The organism is Acuticoccus sediminis, assembly GCF_003258595.1.
GTDB lineage: Bacteria > Pseudomonadota > Alphaproteobacteria > Rhizobiales > Amorphaceae > Acuticoccus > Acuticoccus sediminis.
On sequence record NZ_QHHQ01000002.1, the window covers coordinates 314,310 to 332,332 of the forward strand.

An 18,023-nucleotide genomic window follows, 5' to 3' on the forward strand; every position below is an offset into this window, starting at 1 on the left:
GGTGCAGACCGACCTCTGGTCCGATCGCGGCGCCGCCTACTTCGGCATCCGTCACCACGGGCCGGGCTCGGCCCGGCGCCTCGTCGAGGCGTTGGACGCGCTGCGTCCGACGGTCGTCCTCATCGAGGGGCCCAGCGACCTGACGCCGCTCCTGCCGATGCTGGCCAGCGAGGCGATGGTCCCGCCGGTGGCCCTCCTCGCCTACCCGGCCGACGATCCGGGCGCCGCGTCGTTCTGGCCGTTCGCGGTCTTCTCGCCGGAATACCAGGCGGCGCGGTGGGCGGTCGCGGCCGGCGTCCCGGTGCGGTTCATCGACCTCCCCGTCGCGTGGCGGCACGCCCCGGCCGAGCCGGGCAAGGCTGACGCCGGAGCCGAACCGGACGAGGCGAGCGCCGGGGACGAGGCGGCCCCGGACGCCGCGGTCGACGAGGCCGAGCGCGACCCCATCGGCCTCCTCGCCCGGGCCGCCGGCTACGAGGACGGCGAGAGCTTCTGGCGCGACGTCATCGAGGAGAACCCGGAGCCCGGCGAGATCTTCGAGGCGGTCGCGGACGCCATGACCGCGCTGCGCGGGGACGGCCCGCCGCCCGACCGCTTCGAGGCCCGACGCGAGGCCCACATGCGCCTCGAGATCGCCAGCGCGGTGAAGGCGTCGGACGGGCCCGTCGCGGTGGTCTGCGGCGCGTGGCACGTCCCGGCACTGAGGACCTGGCACGCTGCCAAGGACGACCGCGCGCTGCTGAAGGGCGCTCCCAGGCGCAGGATCGCCGCCACATGGGCCCCCTGGACGTCGCCCCGGCTTGCCGTCGCGAGCGGCTACGGCGCGGGCGTCGTCGCGCCGGGCTGGTGCCGCCACCTCTGGGAGTCGCCGCGCGGCGAGATCGCGACGCGCTGGCTCGCCCGGACCGCCTGGGCGCTGCGGTCGGCCGGGCACCTCGTCTCCACCGCCTCGCTGATCGAGGCGGAGCGGCTGGCGGTGGCGCTGTCGGCCCTGCGCGGCAAGCCGCAGCCGGGGTTCGAGGAGCTGCGCGAGGCCACCGTCGCCTGCCTCATGGGCGGCCAGACGGCGCTCTGGTCCACCATCGCCGACCCGCTCCTCGTCGGCACGGAGGTCGGTTCGATCCCCGACGACGTGCCGCTCGCGCCGCTGCTCGACGATCTCGCCCGGCAGCAGAAGACGGCACGGCTGAAGCCCGAGGCGCTGGACCGCGAGCTGTCGCTGGACCTGCGTTCGGAGTCCGGCCTCTTCCGTTCGACCCTCCTGCACCGGCTGGACGCGCTCGGCGTCGGGTGGGGCGAGCTGCAGGACCCCGGCCGCAGCCGCGGCACGTTCCGCGAGCGCTGGGTGCTGCGCTGGGAGCCGGAACACGCCGTCGCCCTGGTGGAGAACCTCGTCTACGGTCCGACGATCGAGAAGGCGGCCGCCGGACGGCTCGCCGCGCAGATGGGCGAGGCCCACGACCTCGGACGCCTCGCGGAACTGGTCCTCCAGGCGATGACCGCCCAGCTCCCGGACGCCAGCGCCCGCGGCATCGCGCTCATCGGCGAGCGGGCCGGCGTGACCGGCGACGGCCTCGAGATGCTCGCCGCCCTGCCGCCGCTCGCCGACGTCGTGCGCTACGGCAAGGCCCGCGCCACCGCGACGGACCAACTCGCCGCGCTGTTCGACAAGATCGCCGTGCAGGCGGCGCTCGCGCTCGGCTACGCCGTGCGCAATCTCGATGCGGAGGCGGCCGCCGCCATGCGCGCCGCCGTCGAGGCGGCGGACGGCGCCGTCCGTCTCCTCGGCTCCGACGCCCTCGCCGACTGGAACGCGGCCCTCGCCACCGTCAGCGCCTCGGCCGCCGCGAGCCGCCTCGTCGCCGGCCTCGCGACGCGGCTCCTCTATGAGTCGGAGGCGATGTCGTCGGAGGACGCGGTCGCGCACGTCGCGCGCATGCTCTCGCCGGGCACGCCCATCGCCGACGCCGCCGCCTACTTCGCCGGCTTCTTCGAGGGCGCCGGCCAGCGCCTCCTTTTCGATGCCGACCTCAGGGCGTGCGTCGACGGCTGGCTGACGGCGCTCGAGGCCGAGGCGTTCACCGCGCACCTCCCCCTCTTCCGCCGCGTCTTCGGCCGCCTCGACCGGACCGAGCGGCGGCGCCTGATGGACGTTCTCTTCGGCGCCGGCGGATCGGGCCTCCGCGGCCTTCGCCCCGCGACGGACGCGGAGACGCGCTGGCCGGCACACCACGCGATGCTGACCGCGCTCCTGAAGAAAGGCGCTCCCGATGGCCGATGAACGCGAGCGGCGCTGGAAGCTCGCCCTCGGCGGCGACGACGAGGGGCTCGATGCCCCCGACGTCCGCCTCTCCAGAGCCCTAACCGCCCTCTACAATCCGGACGACGAGGGCGCGCGCCGCGGCGGCCTCAAACGCTCCGCCCCCTCGGTCGCGCGGTGGCTGGGCGACATCCGCGAGTTCTTCCCGGCAAGCGTCGTCCAGGTCGTCCAGAAGGACGCGTTCGAGCGGATGGGGCTGAAGGAGATGCTCCTGCAGCCCGAATTCCTGCAGGCGGTGGAGGCGGACGTGAACCTCGTCGCCGACCTCATGTCGCTGCGCGGCGTGATGCCGGAGAAGACCCGGGACACCGCGCGACAGGTCATCGCCAAGGTCGTCGCGGAGCTGATGGAGCGGCTGGAGCGGCGCACAGCCGAGGCCCTGCGCGGTGCCGTCGACCGCTCGCGGCGCACCACGCGCCCGCGCTTCGCCGACATCGACTGGCCGCGCACGATCCGCGCGAACCTCGCCCAGTACCAGCCGGCCTACGGCACGGTCGTACCGGAGCGGCTCGTCGGCTTCATGCGACGCCAGCGGCGCATCGTCGACCTCGACGAGGTGATCCTGTGCGTCGACCAGTCGGGGTCGATGGCGGCCTCCGTGGTCTACGCGTCGATCTTCGCCGCGGTGATGGCCTCGCTGCCTGTGGTCTCCACGCGGCTCGTCTGCTTCGACACCTCCGTCCTCGACCTGACCGATGACCTCGCGGACCCGGTGGAGGTCCTGTTCGGCGTTCAGCTCGGCGGCGGGACGGACATCAACCAGGCGGTCGCCTATTGCGAGGAGCGGATCGAGCGTCCGGCGAAGGCGCACCTCGTCATGATCACCGACCTCCACGAAGGCGGCGACAGCCTGTCGCTCGTCGCCCGGATCCGCCGCCTCAAGTCGATCGGCGTCAACGTGATCGTGCTGCTCGCACTCTCCGACCAGGGCCGCCCCGCGTACGATGCGCGCCTCGCCGGGATCGTCGCCGGCTACGGCATCCCCGTCTTCGCCTGCACGCCGGACCAGTTCCCGTCGTTGATGGCGGCGGCGTTGCGGCGCGAGGACGTCCTCGCCTGGGCCGCCGGCGAGGACATCAAGGCCGTCCGTCCCGAGGACCCGCCCGCCGAAGAATCATGACCGCCGCCGTACGGTCACTGCGGGCCAGCCGTTGCCCCGCATCGCCGCCAGGTCCGTTTCCAGTGGGATTATCGCGCGGGCGGGCTTGCGTCGGAGGGATCGGCTGGATCATCATCGAATGTGTCGACAGAATTGAGCACACTCGGTCGGCAAGTTGGCACCCGGCCGATCCGCGCATGCGCCGCGGTCGCCGCGGCGGCGCTTGCCGGGGTGGGCTCACCCGCGGACGCCGCAGGCCGGCCCGACCTTGGATTGACCGATGATCTACGAAGAACGCGACTACCACGTGAAGCCCGGCAAACTCGCCGAGTTCGTCAACCTCTACAAGACCTACGGCGTCGAGATTCAGAAGAAGTATCTCGGCACGTTCATCGGCTACTTCACGTCCGAGATCGGCGAGCTCAACCACGTCGTCGCGCTCTGGGGTTACGAGGGGCTCGACGACCGCCTGGCCCGCCGGCGCGCCATGCTCGCGGACCCCGAGTGGCAGGACTACATGCGCCGCGTCGACGGTCTCCTCGCCCAGCAGAACTCGCGCGTGCTGCTCCCGACCGACTTCTCGCCGCTGCAGTAGGCCCCGCCAAGCCGCCGACCAAGGGCGGGCATTGATGTCCGCCCGCAGCGGCGCGTTGCGCGCCGCCCGCGGCATGGACACCAGGGGCCGAGATTCTTGTGCCGGGACGCCTTGCAAGGACGGGTCGTCCGCGACATCATGAGTGCATACACTTTTGCCGACACCCTCGTCGTCGTGCAAAATCCGCCGTCCCGCCCGTGCGATAACCGTCCGCCTCGCGCCAGCCAGGAGTCTTCCCCGTGCGCAATGCCCCATCCCCCGAGGATCACCTCGAGATGTACCGCCGCATGTGCCTCGTCCGGGAACTGGAGGAAGAGCTCGGCCGGCTCCACAAGAAGGGCAGGACGCGCGGCCCCATCCACCGCTGCGACGGGCAGGAAGCGGTCGGTGTCGGCGTCACCGCCGCCCTCGGCCTCGCCGACAAGGTGACGACGACCCACCGCGGCCACGCCGTCTATATCGGCAAGGGCATGGAGCCCGGCCCCGTGGTGGCGGAGATCCTCGGCCGCGCCACCGGCGCGTGCGGCGGGCGCGCGGGGCACATGCTGATCGCCGACGCGTCCCTCGGCATGATCGGTGGCAACGCCATCGTGGGCGCCGGCATTCCCGCCGCGACCGGCATGGCCCTTTCGGCCCAGGTGCGCGGCACCAACGAGGTGGCGGTCACCGTCTTCGGCGACGGAGCCTCGCAGACCGGCATCTGCCACGAGGCGATGAACATGGCCGGCCTCTGGAAGCTGCCCGTCGTCTTCGTCCTCGAGCACAACCACTACGGCCTCACGGTCCCGACCGAGGTGCAGTCGGCGGTGGACGACTTCGCCCTGCGCGCACCCGGCTACGGCATGCCGGTCGAGACCGTCGACGGCAACGACGCCGTCGCCGTCTATCGCGCGACCGCCGACATGGCCGACCGCGCCCGCCGCGGCGAGGGCCCCGGCCTGATCGTCGCCAACACCTATCGCGTCGAGGGTTTCTCCACGTCGGACATGGGCGGCTACCAGGACCCGGAGGTGATCGCGAAGTGGCGCGAGCACGACCCGATCCGCATCGCCTTCGACGCGCTGGAGCCGACCTTCGGCGCCGAGCGCCTCACCGAGATGCGCGAGGCCGCCGCCCGTGAGATTGCCGAGGCGTTCGAGGCCGCCTTCGAGGCCCCGTTCCCAACCTTCGCCGTCGACGCCGCGTCGGCCCCGTACACCGCAGCACAGAACTGACCATGGCGATGATGCGATATGCGGAGGCGCTCAACGCCGCCCTCCGGGAAGAGATGCAGGCCGACCCGACCGTCTTCCTGTTCGGCGAGGACATCGGCCGCTACGGCGGCGTCTTCAAGGTCACGAAGGGCCTGCGCGAGGAGTTCGGCGACCTTCGCGTGCGTGACACGCCGATCTCCGAGCAGGCCCTCACCGCGATGGCCGTGACGGCGGCGATGACCGGGACGCGCCCGGTGCTTGAGATCATGTACGCCGACTTCGTGCCGCTGACCCTCGACGCGCTCGTCAACCAGGCGTCGATCTACGAGTACATCTGGAACGGGCAGGTGACGATGCCGTTCGTGATGCGCACGCAGGGCGGCGGCGGTTCCGGCGCGGGCGCGCAGCACTCCAAGTCGCTCGACGCGATGCTGGCGCACATTCCGGGCCTCAAGGTGGTCGCCCCCGCGACCCCGGCCGACGCCAAGGGGCTCCTCAAGGCGGCGATCCGCGATCCGGGCCCCGTCATCGTGCTGGAGCACAAGCTGCTCTACAACATGCGCGACGAGGTGCCGGACGACGTCGTCGTGCCGATCGGCAAGGCCGTCGTGCGGCGCGAGGGCACCGACGTGTCGCTCTTCGCCACGTCGAAGATGGTGCACGAGGCGCTGGCCGCGGCCGAGCGCCTCGCCGGGGACGGCGTCTCGGCCGAGGTCGTGGACCTTCGCAGCCTGCGCCCGCTGGACCTCGAGGCGGTCGTTGCCTCCGTCGCGAAGACCCACCACGCCGTCGTCGTCAACGAGGGCTGGCGCTTCTGCGGCTACGCTGCGGAGCTGTCGGCGACGATCATGGACCACGCCTTCGACGAGCTCGACGCGCCGGTCGCCCGCGTCACCCTGCCGGACATGCCGATCCCCTACGCCGAGACCCTGGAGAGCGCGATGCTCCCGTCGGCCGAGACGATCCGCCGGGCGGCGCTGGACACGGTGCGCTGAAGATGGCGCTGCACCCGATCAAAGTGGACGCGGCGGGCGGGGAGTACATGGACGCCGTCGTCGTCAAGGAATGGCTCAAGACGCCGGGCGACCGCGTCGCGCGCGGGGAACTCGTCGTCGTCGTCGAGACCGCCAAGGCCGCCACCGAGGTCGAGGCGGAGACGGACGGCTGGCTCGCCGCGATCCACGTCGCCGAGGGCGCGGAGGCCCCCGTCGGGGACGTCCTCGGCCTGATCGCCGACAGCGCCGCCGAGGCGGCGCCGGCCGCACCGCGGTCCGAGGCGTCCGCCGGGACGACGGAGGCGCAATCTCCTGCCGCCGTCCCGTCCGCCGCCTCCCCGTCCGCCGTCGCGGACCCCAGGGTCGTGGCGAGCCCCCTCGCCCGCCGCCTCGCGAGGGCGAAGGGCGTCGCCCTCGCCGATCTCACCGGGACGGGGCCGCGCGGCCGGATCAAGGCCCGCGACGTCGAGGCCGCCGCCACGCGCCAGGGCGCAGCCTCCGCCCCCGCCGCGCAGCCGCCAGCCGAGAGGTTCGGCGGCGAAGCGCCCGCGCCCCTCTCAGCGCCGGTCCTCGCGACGGGCCGTGCGGCGCCGCTCGTCCTGCTGCACGGGTTCGGGGCGGACCGGACGAGCTGGCACGCGGTGCGCGGCCTCCTGCCATCCGCCGTCCCGACGATCGCGCCGGACCTCCCGGGACACGGCAAGCGCGCCGGCATGCGCGCCGTCTCGCTGGATGCCATCGCCGACAACCTCGCCGACCGGCTGGAGGGCGAGGGGCTCGACGAGATCCACCTCGCCGGCCATTCCCTCGGCGGAGCCGCTGCGATCGCCCTCGCCGCGCGCGGCCGGCTCGTGGTGCGTTCTCTCGCGCTGCTGGCGCCCGCCGGCCTCGGCGCCGCGATCCACGCGGGTTTCATCTCCGGCCTCGTCGACGCCGAGACACCGGAGGCACTCGGCGTGTGGCTCGCCGAGATGGTCGCCGCGCCGGAGCGCCTGCCGGACGGGTTCGCCGCCGCCGCCCTCTCCGCCATCGCCCGCGACGGAAGCCGCGAGCCGATGCGCATGATGGCGCGCAACCTCTTCCCCGGTGGCCGCGCCGCCTTCGACGTGACGGACGCCCTCGCCCGGCTCGAAATGCCGCTCCGCGCGGTTTTCGGCCGCGAGGACCGCATCGTCGGCGTCCCCGACATTGCCGCACTGCCGCCGCATGCGGCCTGCCACGTCCTCGACGGCGTCGGCCACGTTCCGCAGCTCGAAGCGCCGGCCCTGACAGCGCGCCTCCTCACCGAGACGGTCCGCAGTGCCGGCTGACACGATCCCCGATCTCCCGACCGCCGCGGCCCGTCCCCGAACGCGAAAGACCGACGACATGACGCTTGATTTCACGGTCCGCACCCTGCGCCCGACGGCGCTGCAGGCGTCCCCCGTCCCGACAGGCGCCGCGCAATGAGACTGACGTTCACCGCCGACGGCTTCACGTGCCCGATCGTCCCGGCGGAAGGCGCGCCGCGGACGATGGCAGCGCTCCTCGCCGCGCTGCCGATGCCGCTCCAGCTCCACACCCCGAAGATCGCCGGCAGCCACATCTACTGGCACGCCCCCTTCGTGGAGGACGTGGAGGGCGGCGTCGACGTCCTCAGCGCCAGGCCGGGGGCCTTCATCTACTGGCCGGTGCGCCAGTTCCTCGAGATCACCTTCGCCCCGCTGCAGGCGGAGACGGCGTCGGTGACGGTGCTCGGCCACATCGACGCGCCGGTCGAGGGCGTCGTCGCGCTCGGCGAGCGGCTCCGCGCCGAGGCCGGCCGGCGTCGTCTCACCGGCACGCTCGCCGCGAGCGGGGACGCGCCAGCCGCCGCCGCACCGACGCCGGCCGTCCCGACCGCACTGCATGTCGCCCGCCTCGCCCTCTGGGCCGAGTGCCCGGCCGACGTCGCGGCACTCACCGGATCGCGCGCGATCATGCACCCGGTCGGCCCGGTCATGCTGGCCGAGTCGGAGGCACGGGTGCTGCACGAGACGCTGTGGTGGATCCGCAGCCGCCTCGACGCGGGCGACGAGGCCGGCCTGCGCACCGCGACCGCCATCGCCCTCGACAAGGCGGCGGTGCGGCTGCGCGACTTCTGCCACATGACGACGACCGCCGACACGCTGTTCGCCGCCGCCGCCGCGCTCGACGCGCCGGGCCAGCAGCTCGGCCCGCTGGTGGACGAGGCGATCCTGATCGCCGGCCGCATCGCCGCGTGGCTGGACCTCCTGATCCCATGGAACGACATCAACGAAGGCTTTCGCGAGGCGCTGTCGGAGGCGCCGGCGATGGGAGCGGCATCATGAGCACCGAGACGATCGGCGTCGTCGGCTTCGGGGTCATCGGCCAGCGCTGGGCCGCGGCCTTCGCCCACTTCGGCCACCCCGTGCGCTGCCACGATCCCGACGGTGACGCCTGGAACCGGTTCGGAATGATCCGCGCGGCGCTCGATGCCGACCTCGTCGCCCTCTTCGGCGCCGCCCGACCAGGCGGCAGCATCACGTTCTTCACCGACATCGCCACGGCGCTCGCCGGCGTCGACCATGTTCAGGAGAGCGGTCCGGAGAACATCGAGACCAAGCGGGCGCTGCTCGCCGAGATCGAGCGGCACGTCGGCACCGAGGTCGTCATCGCATCGTCGTCCTCGGCGCTGCACGTGACCCAGATGCAGGCCGACTGCGCGCGGCCGGAGCGGATCGTCCTCGCCCACCCGTTCAACCCGGCGCACATCATGCCGCTGGTCGAGATCGTCGGCGGGGAACGCACGGATCCGGCCCTGCCGGAGCGCATGCGCAACTTCTACGAGGCGGTCGGCAAGAAGCCGGTGATCCTCAACCGCGAGGTCACGGGGCACCTGGCCCTGCGCCTCATGGGGGCGATGTGGCGGGAGGCGATCGCGCTGGTGCGCGACGGCGTCGCCAGCGCCGAGGACGTCGACCGTGCCTTCGTCTACGGCCCCGGCCCGAAGTGGGGCCTCCAGGGCTCGTTCATCTCCAACAGCCTCAACGCCGCCGGGATCGACGATTTCCTGAGGAAGTACGGCGCGACCTACGAGGCGATCTGGGCCGACCTCGGCGACGCGACGCTCGACGAGGCGACCCGCGCCGGCGTCGTCAGGAGCGTCACGCCGATGCTGGAGGCGCGCGGCCTCGACACGCTGCGGGACGAGCGCGACGCCGGCATCGTCGACATTCTGAAGGCCGTCGCGGCAAAGGGAGCACTATGAGCGTCAACGGTTACAGGTCGGCGCTGGTCACCGGCGCCTCCAAGGGGATCGGCGCCGGGATCGCGCGGCGCCTCGTCGAGGGCGGGCTCACCGTCCACGCGCTCGCCCGCAGCGCCGAGGCGCTGGGCGTGCTGCGCGATGAGCTCGGCGAACGGCTCGTCCCCCTCGCCGCCGACGTCACCGACACGGACGCGGTGATCGCCGCGCTCGCGGGGGCGGAGATCGACGTCCTCGTCAACAACGCGGGCGGCCTCGCGACGGTCCGTCCCCTCGCCGAGCAGACCGCCGAGGAGACGGCGGAGACGCTGGCTCTCAACCTCACCGCCCCGCTGCAGCTCATCCGTGCGCTCCTGCCGGGCATGATCGCCCGCAGCCGCGGCCACATCTTCAACCTCACGAGCTCGGCCGCGCGCGGCGTCTTCACCGGCACCACCGCCTACGCCGCCGCGAAGGCGGGCCTCTCCCAGGCCGGCCATGTCCTGCGCTACGACCTCGCCGGCACCGGTGTCCGCATCACCGAGATCGCTCCGGGGCGCGTCGAGACCGACTTCTACCTCGAGAGCTTCGGCGGCGACCGGGACGCACTGACGGCGCGGATGTACACGAAGGAGCGCCCGCTCCGCCCGGCGGACGTCGCCGAGGCGCTGTGGGGCGCGCTCGCCCTGCCGCCGCATGCGGACGTCACCGAGCTGGTCCTGTCACCGACCGACCAGGCGCCGGGCGGCCACGTCTACCGCCGTCCGGCAGACCTATGATCCCTTGAGCCTTCCGAGGACGACATCGCAGGCCTCCTCCCACCCTGCCGGCACGCCGGACCGTTCGAGGCTCCTCAGCCCGGCCTCGGTGATGCCGCCGGGGGTGGCGAGCGCCGCGATCAGGTCGTCCATCGGCGCCGGCTGCTCCGCGATCATCCTGCCCGCGGCGACGAAGGTTCGGGCGGCGAGGCGGCGGGCGGTGGCCTCGTCGAGCCCCTGCGCCGCCGACCACTTCGCGCCGGTCGCGATCAGCGCCTGCGCCCAGCCGTAGACCGCCGCATGGACCGTCGCGACCTCGAAATCGTCCTCGCGCCGGAGCGGAACGGGGCTGCCGACCCGCTCCAGCAGCGCCACGACGTCGGGGTCGGCGGGGAACACCAGCGTCGGGCTGGCACCGATGGACGCCGCGGTCAGCGGCATGACACGCACCACCTCGGCCTCCGGCGCGGCCCGCTGCAACGCCTCGATCGGAACGCCGGCGCAGGCGGAGACGAGCCGCTGGCCCGGGCGCCAGCCGAGGTCGGCCACCGCGTCCGCCGCCGCGCCCGGCCGCACCGCGAGGAGAACGATCCCGCTCTCCGCCACCACAGCGGCGTTGTCGGCGGCGAGTCGCACGCCGAACCGGTCCGCCATCGCCGGTCCCTTGCCCCGCGGCGCGAGGAGGATGTCCCCCGGCGCCATGCCGGAGGCGATCAGCCCCTCGATCACGGCCACAGCGAGATGGCCGACGCCGATGATCCCGAGTGTCATATCCCGATCCATTGCAGGCGGCTGCCGTTCCGGCGGCCCGAAAAGTGCGTTATAGCTTGTATGCACCTGAGGGAGCGTCTCGCAACGCCCTGCCCGACGGCCCACCCGCCCGCGGTCCCGACCGCGAAGGAGACCCAATGGACGATCCCGTTGCCGATGCCGGCGCCCCCTTGCAGAAGCGCTCCGCCGACAGCAGCGAACGGGCTTACGAGACGATCCGCAAGCTTCTCGTGGAATTTCGCCTGCGCCCGGAGGAGCGGATCAACGAGGTGCAGCTTTCCCGCACGCTCGGCCTCTCGCGCACTCCGATCCGCGAGGCGCTGAACCGGCTGGCGAGCGAGGGCTTCGTCGAGCTCTCGCCGAACCGCGGCTTCCACGTCCGCCCGCTCAGCACCGAGGGCCTCCTCGACCTCTACGAGCTGCGCTCCATCGTCGAATGCGCCGCGTTCCAGCTGATGTGCAAGCGCGCCGACCCCGAGGACCTCGCCGATTTCGGTGACTTCTGGGCCTCCGTGCGGGACGACTATCGCGACCGCGATCCGGACGAGATCCTCGAGCTCGACGAGACGTTCCACATGATGCTCGCGGAGCTCTCCGGCAATCAGGAGATCCCCAAGCAACTCTCCGCCATCAATGCCCGAATCCGCTTCATCCGGCGCATACAGATCGAGCACGTCACCCACGACACCGGCCAGGTCCTGCAGCACGACGCGATCGTCGACGCGGCGATGAAACGCGACGTGGAGGCCGGAACCGCTGCGCTTCGGAGCCACATCGAGATCACCGTCTCGGCCACGCAGCAGGCCATGAAGGACGCGCTTCTCAAAATCTATGAAAGCGGCACCAGCCCTTTCCAGCAGCGCAAGAAGCGAGCAAAGCGTCTGAATGCTGAGCAGCATTCAAAATAGACGACAAAGTTGTCGACACTTTATTGACGTCGGTCGGCCGGTCTGATCCCATACGTCCCGCAACTGTTCGCAAGCGATCGGCCCCCGCGGTTCCGACTGCGGCGAAGCCCGACGTCGAGGGCTTGTCCTCAGAACATCACTTCGGGAGTTAGGACATGAAACTCAGAGCCGCATTGATGATCTCGGCGTCGCTTCTCGCGACCCCGGTTCTGGCCGAGGAGATGACCATCGGTCTCTCCGCGCCGCTCTCCGGCGCCCAGGCCTACTTCGGCAACACCTGGCACAACGGCTTCAAGCTGTACGCCGACGCGCTCAACAAGGCCGGCGGCGTCAATGGCGTGACGATCAACTACAACCAGCAGGACGACAAGGCCGATCCCCGCGAAGGCACGCTCGTCGCCCAGCTGTTCTGCGACGACGACGACGTCGTCATCGGCCTCGTCAACTTCAACTCCGGCGTCGCGCAGTCCACGCTGCCGATCTACGACGACTGCGGCCTGCCGAACATGACCTTCGGCTCCAACCCGTCGCTGACCCAGCAGGGCTACGAGTACATGGTCCGCCCGGTCGCCAACGACCTCGCCGGCGCCCTCCTCCCGGCGCAGTACGCCCTCGAGACGCTCGGCGCCAAGACCGCCGTCATCGTCAACGACAAGCAGGTCTTCGGCCAGGGCATCTCCGAGATCTTCGGCAAGAACTTCAAGGACGGCGGCGGCGAGGTGCTCGACACGCTCGCGGTGGCCCCGACCGACGTCGACTTCAGCGCCGTGCTCGGTCAGATCAAGCAGATGAACCCTGACGTCATCTACCTCGGCGCGGTGATGCCGCAGCTCGCGCTGTTCGCCCGCCAGATGCACGACCAGGGCGTCAAAGCCACGCTGATGGTCCCGGACGGCGGCTACACGCCCGAGTTCATCGAGCAGGCCGGCGCCGAGAACGTCGAGGGCGCGACGGTCGCCATCCAGGTCCCGCCGATGGACGCCTCCGACGCGATCAAGGACTTCGCCGCGAAGTACCAGGAGGCCTACGGCGAGGAGCCCGGACCGTACTCGATCTACGGCTACGTCCAGGGCCAGATCCTCGAGGAGGTGCTGAAGACCACCGCCGACCTCTCCCGCGAGGCGATGAACGAGGCGCTTCACAACGTGTCCGTCGACACCGTCATGGGCCACCTCGAGTTCGACGAGAACGGCGACCTCAAGGTGGCGCCGTCCTTCCTCTACAAGGTCGAAGACGGCGCCTTCGTCCTGATCGACCAGATGTAAGGTCCGAGTCCGCGGCCGCGCGCGCCCTCGGGAGCGGCGGCCGCCCTGTCCTGTCGGCGGACGGCCCGCCGCGTGGCCGGCAGCGCACGCCCGTCGACCGGCGTGCGCCACGCCCCGCATCGCAAGGATGACAGCCCCCCATGGTGGGTCACTTCGTACAGCAGACCGTGAACGCGCTGACCATCGGCTCGATCTACGCGCTCATCGCGCTCGGATACACGATGGTCTACGGCGTCCTGAAGATGATCAACTTCGCCCACGGCGAGATGTTCATGCTCGGCGCCTACGCCGCCTTCCTCGCGCTCAGCCTGATGGTGGGCGACGTCGGCAGCGCCGGCGCGCTGGCCCTGACGGTCGCCTTCTTCGCCGCGGTGCTCGCCACCGGCTTCGTCGGCGTCGGCATCGAGCGGCTCGCCTACAAGCCGCTGCGCAGCTCAACCCGCATCGCGCCGATGCTGTCCTCGCTGGGCGTCTCGCTGGCGCTGGTCGCGGCGATCCAGATCCTCGCCGGCCCGCAGCCGCGGGCGTTCCCGAGCTTCTTTCCCAACGAGCGCTTCGAGTTCTTCGGCGGCTCGCTGACGACCATCCAGATCGGCATCCTGATCGCGTCCTTCATCCTGATGGGCGGGCTGCAGATCCTCGTCACCAAGACGCGCATCGGCATCGTCGTGCGGGCGGTCTCCGAGAGCCGCGCCACCGCGCAGCTCCTCGGCATCAACGTGAACCGGTCGATCTCGATGGTGTTCTTCGTCGGGCCCCTGCTGGGCGCCGCGGGCGGCATCCTCTACGCCAGCTACTACGGCGTGATGACCCCCACGATGGGTGCGGTCGTCGGCCTCAAGGCCTTCACCGCGGCGATCCTCGGCGGCATCGGCTCGATCCCCGGCGCGATGCTCGGCGCCTTCATCCTCGCCGCGGTCGAGGTCGCCGGGACGGCGCTGCTGCCGATCGTGTCGTTCGGCACCCTCGGCACCGAGTACCGCGACGTGCTCGCCTTCGCGATCCTCATCCTCGTGCTTCTGTTCCGCCCCGCCGGCATCCTCGGCGAGCCCGTGTCGGAAGAGAGCATGGTCTACAAGAGGGAATTCTGATGTCGGCCCAGACCCTCGCAGATTCCCGGGAGGCGGAGGCGACCGGCTCGCGCCTCGGCCGGCGCCTCGCCGCCTTCCTCCTCCTCGCGGCGATCGTGGCGCTGATCGCCGTCACGCCGTTCCTGCCGAACTACTACATCCGCGTCGTCAACAGCCTGCTGATCTACGTGCTGCTCGGCATCGGCCTCAACATCGTGATCGGCTACGCCGGCCTCCTCGACCTCGGCTTCGTCGCCTTCTACGCCGTTGGCGCCTACACCTACGGCCTTCTCGCCAGCCCGCAGCTCGGCCTGCACCTGCCGATCCTGGTGATCCTGCCGATCGCCGCCGCCATCGGCGCGATCACCGGCATCCTCCTCGGCATGCCGGTGCTGCGGCTGAGGGGCGACTACCTCGCCATCGTCACGCTCGGCTTCGGCGAGATCATCCGCATCCTCCTCAACAACCTCGACGACCTCACCGGCGGTCCGCGCGGGATCTTCGGCATCGACAAGGCGTCGATCCTCGGCGTGTCGATCGCGCGGCCGGGCGAGATCTTCTGGCTGCTGGTCGTCACGGTCTTCATCGTCGGCACGCTGGTCTGGCGCCTCGAGCGGTCCATCCTCGGCAAGGCGTGGGCGGCGATCCGCGAGGACCAGGACGCGGCCAAGGGCGTCGGCATCAACACCACGAACGTAAAGCTCGCCGCCTTCGCCATCTCGGCGACCATCGGCTCCATCGCCGGCGTGATCTTCGCCGCCTCCCAGCGCTTCGTCTCGCCGGAGAGCTTCACGCTTCAGGAGTCGGTCCTGATCGTCCTCATGATCGTCATCGGCGGGATGGGCAACATCCTTGGCGTGTTCGTGGGCGCCTCGATCCTCATCCTTCTGCCGGAGGTGCTGCGCGAGTTCGCCGAGTGGCGCATCCTCTTCCTGGGCCTCCTCATGGTGACGCTCATCATCATCCGGCCCGCGGGGATCGTGCCCCGCACCCTCGGCCCGGTGCGGCTCGTCAAGGTGCTGTTCGGCAAATGACCCTCGTCTTCGAGAACCTCACCAAGCGCTACGGCAGCAACGTCGCCATCGACGGCGTCTCGGCCATCTTCGAGCCTGGCCTGATCCACGGCATCATCGGCCCCAACGGCGCCGGCAAGTCGACCCTCATCAACATGACGGCCGGCTCCTACACCGTCTCGGAGGGCGAGATCCGCCTCGACGCCACGCGGCTCGACGGCCTGAAGAAGTACGAGATCGCCAACGGCGGGCTCGGGCGCACCTACCAGAACATCCGCCTGTTCGACCAGATGACGTGCGCCGAGAACCTCGAGGTCTGCTTCTACGACCGCGACAAGGGCGGCATCTGGCGCGAGGTGCTTTGGCCGCCCTACGCCCGGCGCCGGGAGGCCGAGCGGCGGGCGAGCGCCATCGCGATCCTGAAGGTCTTCGGCCTGGAGGGCTTCGCCGACCGCGAGGCGGGAAGCCTGCCCTACGGCCGCCAGAGGATGCTGGAAATCGCCCGCGCGCTGGCGCAGGATCCGAAGGTGCTGCTCCTCGACGAGCCCGCCGCCGGCCTCAACCACCACGAGACGGCCGAGCTGACGGAGCGTCTGGCGACGCTGCGCCGGCCGGACCGCATCATCATCGTGGTCGAGCACGACATGGACCTCGTGATGAGCCTGTGCGACCGCATCAAGGTGCTGCATCACGGCAAGCTCCTGTTCGAGGGCACGCCGGCCGAGGTGCAGGCATCGAGCGACGTCCAACTCGCGTATCTGGGGACTCCCAATGACATCGAAGACATCCGGGCCGCTGCTCAAGATCGAAGGGCTCAGCTCGGGATACGGACGCGTCGGCGTACTCACTGACATCAACCTCGAGGCCGACCGACAGGAGATCGTCGTCGTGCTCGGCCCCAACGGGGCGGGCAAGACGACGCTGCTCAACTCGATCTCGGGCGTCGCGCGGGCGACGATGGGCACCATCACCTTCGAGGGCAGGGACATCACCAACGCGCGGCCGGAGACGGTGGTGCGCGCCGGCCTCGCCCACTGCCCGGAAGGCCGGCAGATCTTCCAGCGCCTGACGATCGAGGAGAACCTCGTCGCCGCGCACATCGGCCGCTCGAACCGCTCCTTCGAGGACCTGCGAGCGGAGGTGTTCGACCACTTCCCGGTGCTGAAGGAGAAGCGCAACGGCATGGCGAGCCGCATCTCCGGCGGGCAGCAGCAGATGCTGGCGGTCGGCCGCGCGCTGATGGCCGAGCCGAAGCTCCTGATGCTGGACGAGCCGTCGCTCGGCCTCGCCCCGCTGATCGCGCACCAGATCTTCCGCATCATCCTCGACCTGTCCAGGGAAGGGATGTCGATCCTCCTCGTGGAGCAGAACGTGCAGCTCGCGCTCGAGTGCGGGGACTACGCCTATCTTCTCAACACCGGCCGCGTCCGCCTGCACGGCGACGCCCAGCATATGGCCGAGCACAGCGCGCTCGGCGACGCCTATCTCGGAGGGGCGACGGACGATGTTCTCCACGTTTGACGTCGATTGGAAGACGCCTCACCTGTGGCGCAAGACAGGGCCGGCGCGCACCGCGGCCGCGCCGCTGACGGGCGAGGCGGAGGTCGACGTCCTCGTCGTCGGCGGCGGCCTCACCGGGATGGGCGCGGCGCTGGCGGCGGCTGACGCGGGTCTCGAGGCGATGCTGCTGGAGGGCAACGAGATCGGCTCGGCGGCGTCCGGCCGCAACAACGGCCTCGTCATCTCGCACCACTCCAAGGCGTCGCCGTCGGAGATCGAGGCCACGTTCGGGCCCGTGATCGGCCAGCGCTACAACGCGATGATCGCGGCCTCGGCGGGGCACGTCTTCGACACGATGCGCCGCTTCGGCATCGACGCGCACCAGGTGGAGAACGGCTGGATCCAGCCGTGCCACTCGGCGACCGCGGCCGCGCGCGGCCGCAAGGTCTACGAGGAGTGGAAGGCGCTCGGCCACGCCGTCGAGTGGCTGGACCGCGAGACCGTCACCGGGATCGTCGGCGCCAGGTACACGGCCGGCTGGCGCGTCGAGGGGAGCGGCCACATCAACCCGTTCGCGCTGACGGTGGGCCTCGCCGCGGCGCTCGAAGGGCTCGGCGTCACGATCGCCGAGAACAGCCGCGCGACGCGCATCGTGCGCGAGGGAGCCGGCTGGCGGATCTTCACCGCCGGCGGCTCGGTCAATGCGCGGCAGGTGATCCTCGCGACGAACGCGCTGACGGGGGACATCTGGCCGGAGCTCGGCCGGGCGATGATCCCGTTCAAGGTGTTCCAGGCCTCGACGCGACCGGTGCCGGAGGCGCTCCGCCAGTCGATCCTCGTCGGCAACCCGGCCGTCTCGGACACGCGGCGCGACATCCGCGCCTACCACTACGACCGCGACTTCCGCATCGTCACCGGCGGCACGCACAGCTTCTGGCACAACGCCGAGCGGCGGGGGCTCGCGAAGATCGCCCGGGCGGTGGCCGACTCCTTTCCGCAGCTTGGCGCGGACCCTGAGATCGAGAACTACTGGGAGGGCACCTTCGCGGTGGTGCCGGATCGCAAGCCGCGGCTCTTCCGTCTGGGGGACGGCCTCATCTTCGGCGGCATCTACTCCGGCCGGGGCGTCGCGGCTTCGATGTCGCTGGGCCGGGAGATGGGCCGGCTGGCGGCCGGCCAGAAGGGCGACGCGGACATGCCGCTTCCGGTGACGGCGATCCGCACGGTCCCCTCGCACTGGATGGCGACGACGATCGCCAACCACATCCACCCCTGGCACCGCCTGAGGGACCGCACGGACAAGTAGGCGG

General features: G+C 71.1%; 17 protein-coding genes. 16 read left to right on the plus strand and 1 reads right to left on the minus strand.

What is annotated here, in order from left to right:
• Position 1 precedes the first annotated feature (1 nt).
• From DLJ53_RS09605 to DLJ53_RS09645, 9 genes are all read left to right on the plus strand, one after another.
• Positions 2–2,281, plus strand: coding sequence for a DUF5682 family protein (locus tag DLJ53_RS09605; protein WP_111344668.1), 2,280 nt, complete (start codon positions 2–4; stop codon positions 2,279–2,281).
• A complete protein-coding gene (locus DLJ53_RS09610) occupies positions 2,271–3,440 on the plus strand; it encodes a VWA domain-containing protein (protein WP_111344670.1) in 1,170 nt (389 codons plus the stop codon). The genes DLJ53_RS09605 and DLJ53_RS09610 overlap by 11 nt, the downstream gene beginning before the upstream one ends.
• 259 nt (positions 3,441–3,699) lie before the next feature.
• Positions 3,700–4,014, plus strand: a complete 315-nt coding sequence (locus tag DLJ53_RS09615; protein WP_111344672.1) for an NIPSNAP family protein — start codon at positions 3,700–3,702, stop codon at positions 4,012–4,014.
• Between the two features lie 239 nt (positions 4,015–4,253).
• Positions 4,254–5,228, plus strand: a complete 975-nt coding sequence (locus DLJ53_RS09620; RefSeq protein WP_146619922.1) for a thiamine pyrophosphate-dependent dehydrogenase E1 component subunit alpha — start codon at positions 4,254–4,256, stop codon at positions 5,226–5,228.
• A 2-nt stretch (positions 5,229–5,230) separates the two neighbouring features.
• The gene (locus tag DLJ53_RS09625; protein WP_111344676.1) at positions 5,231–6,202 is read left to right on the plus strand and encodes an alpha-ketoacid dehydrogenase subunit beta; all 972 of its coding nucleotides are present in this window, start codon (positions 5,231–5,233) and stop codon (positions 6,200–6,202) included.
• A 2-nt stretch (positions 6,203–6,204) separates the two neighbouring features.
• Complete coding sequence (locus DLJ53_RS09630) at positions 6,205–7,512, plus strand: alpha/beta fold hydrolase (protein ID WP_111344678.1); 1,308 nt, start codon at positions 6,205–6,207, stop codon at positions 7,510–7,512.
• 135 nt (positions 7,513–7,647) lie between these two features.
• The gene (locus tag DLJ53_RS09635) at positions 7,648–8,532 is read left to right on the plus strand and encodes a hypothetical protein (RefSeq protein ID WP_111344680.1); all 885 of its coding nucleotides are present in this window, start codon (positions 7,648–7,650) and stop codon (positions 8,530–8,532) included.
• Complete coding sequence (locus DLJ53_RS09640) at positions 8,529–9,452, plus strand: 3-hydroxyacyl-CoA dehydrogenase NAD-binding domain-containing protein (RefSeq protein WP_162409049.1); 924 nt, start codon at positions 8,529–8,531, stop codon at positions 9,450–9,452. Before DLJ53_RS09635 ends, DLJ53_RS09640 begins: the two co-directional genes overlap by 4 nt.
• Complete coding sequence (locus tag DLJ53_RS09645) at positions 9,449–10,207, plus strand: SDR family oxidoreductase (RefSeq protein WP_111344684.1); 759 nt, start codon at positions 9,449–9,451, stop codon at positions 10,205–10,207. The genes DLJ53_RS09640 and DLJ53_RS09645 overlap by 4 nt, the downstream gene beginning before the upstream one ends.
• On the opposite strand, the gene DLJ53_RS09650 is transcribed toward DLJ53_RS09645, so the two are convergent.
• Positions 10,202–10,957 carry a pyrroline-5-carboxylate reductase family protein gene (locus DLJ53_RS09650; protein WP_162409051.1) on the minus strand — a complete coding sequence of 252 codons (756 nt, stop codon included), beginning with the start codon at positions 10,955–10,957 and terminating at the stop codon, positions 10,202–10,204. The two genes, DLJ53_RS09645 and DLJ53_RS09650, sit on opposite strands and share 6 nt — an antisense overlap.
• Positions 10,958–11,094: 137 nt before the next feature.
• Here DLJ53_RS09650 and DLJ53_RS09655 point away from each other — a divergent pair, with 137 nt between their 5' ends.
• The 7 genes from DLJ53_RS09655 (at position 11,095) to DLJ53_RS09685 (ending at position 18,019) form a co-directional block, all read left to right on the plus strand.
• The gene (locus tag DLJ53_RS09655) at positions 11,095–11,865 is read left to right on the plus strand and encodes a GntR family transcriptional regulator (RefSeq protein ID WP_111344688.1); all 771 of its coding nucleotides are present in this window, start codon (positions 11,095–11,097) and stop codon (positions 11,863–11,865) included.
• 155 nt (positions 11,866–12,020) lie between these two features.
• On the plus strand, positions 12,021–13,130 hold the full coding sequence (locus DLJ53_RS09660) for a branched-chain amino acid ABC transporter substrate-binding protein (protein WP_111344690.1): 1,110 nt from the start codon (positions 12,021–12,023) through the stop codon (positions 13,128–13,130).
• A 140-nt stretch (positions 13,131–13,270) separates the two neighbouring features.
• Positions 13,271–14,221: a branched-chain amino acid ABC transporter permease gene (locus tag DLJ53_RS09665; protein ID WP_111344692.1), complete on the plus strand. Its 951-nt coding sequence runs from the start codon at positions 13,271–13,273 to the stop codon at positions 14,219–14,221.
• Positions 14,221–15,234, plus strand: coding sequence for an ABC transporter permease subunit (locus DLJ53_RS09670; RefSeq protein WP_111344693.1), 1,014 nt, complete (start codon positions 14,221–14,223; stop codon positions 15,232–15,234). The genes DLJ53_RS09665 and DLJ53_RS09670 overlap by 1 nt, the downstream gene beginning before the upstream one ends.
• Positions 15,231–16,064 carry an ABC transporter ATP-binding protein gene (locus DLJ53_RS09675; RefSeq protein ID WP_111344695.1) on the plus strand — a complete coding sequence of 278 codons (834 nt, stop codon included), beginning with the start codon at positions 15,231–15,233 and terminating at the stop codon, positions 16,062–16,064. Before DLJ53_RS09670 ends, DLJ53_RS09675 begins: the two co-directional genes overlap by 4 nt.
• Positions 15,985–16,734, plus strand: coding sequence for an ABC transporter ATP-binding protein (locus DLJ53_RS09680; protein WP_111344697.1), 750 nt, complete (start codon positions 15,985–15,987; stop codon positions 16,732–16,734). The genes DLJ53_RS09675 and DLJ53_RS09680 overlap by 80 nt, the downstream gene beginning before the upstream one ends.
• Positions 16,718–18,019, plus strand: coding sequence for an NAD(P)/FAD-dependent oxidoreductase (locus tag DLJ53_RS09685; RefSeq protein WP_111344699.1), 1,302 nt, complete (start codon positions 16,718–16,720; stop codon positions 18,017–18,019). The genes DLJ53_RS09680 and DLJ53_RS09685 overlap by 17 nt, the downstream gene beginning before the upstream one ends.
• Positions 18,020–18,023: the final 4 nt, after the last annotated feature.